Consider the following 456-nt stretch of genomic DNA (forward strand, 5'->3'; position numbering starts at 1 on the left):
GACTATCTCCAAGCTCCGTCGCTCCGATCTCGCCCGAAAGCGAAGCTGCCTTGGATTCCCCGCACGATTCGACGCCCGACCTGCCGGCTGCCCATGAGGAGGCCCCGCGCGAGCCGATCCTGACGCTTCCCACCGCGCTGACGGCCTATATCGCGCTGCTGGCGGTGATCCATCTGCGGGTGCTGCTGCCGCCGGAGCTCGAGAACTGGACCATCGACGTGTTCGGCTTCATCCCGAAGCGCTACGATTCCTCGCTGCTCAATCTGGAGATCCCGGGTGGAGCGGGGGCCAAGGTCTGGACCTTCGTCACCTATTCGCTGCTGCACGCCAATCTCACCCATCTCGGCTTCAACGTGCTGTGGCTGCTGCCGTTCGGCAGCGCGCTGGCGCGGCGCTTCGGTGCGGTCAGGTTCTTCGTTTTCCTGGCGGTGACGGCGGCGGCCGGCGCGCTGGCCC

At 66.7% G+C, this 456-nt stretch carries 1 protein-coding gene; it reads left to right on the forward strand.

What is annotated here, in order from left to right:
- Nucleotides 1–50: 50 nt before the first annotated feature.
- A partial coding sequence (locus tag JHD07_RS35225) for a rhomboid family intramembrane serine protease (protein ID WP_291630567.1) occupies nt 51–456 on the forward strand: 406 nt, incomplete at its 3' end.

Origin of the sequence: Bradyrhizobium sp., from assembly GCF_016462955.1 — a bacterium.
Classification (GTDB): domain Bacteria; phylum Pseudomonadota; class Alphaproteobacteria; order Rhizobiales; family Xanthobacteraceae; genus Bradyrhizobium.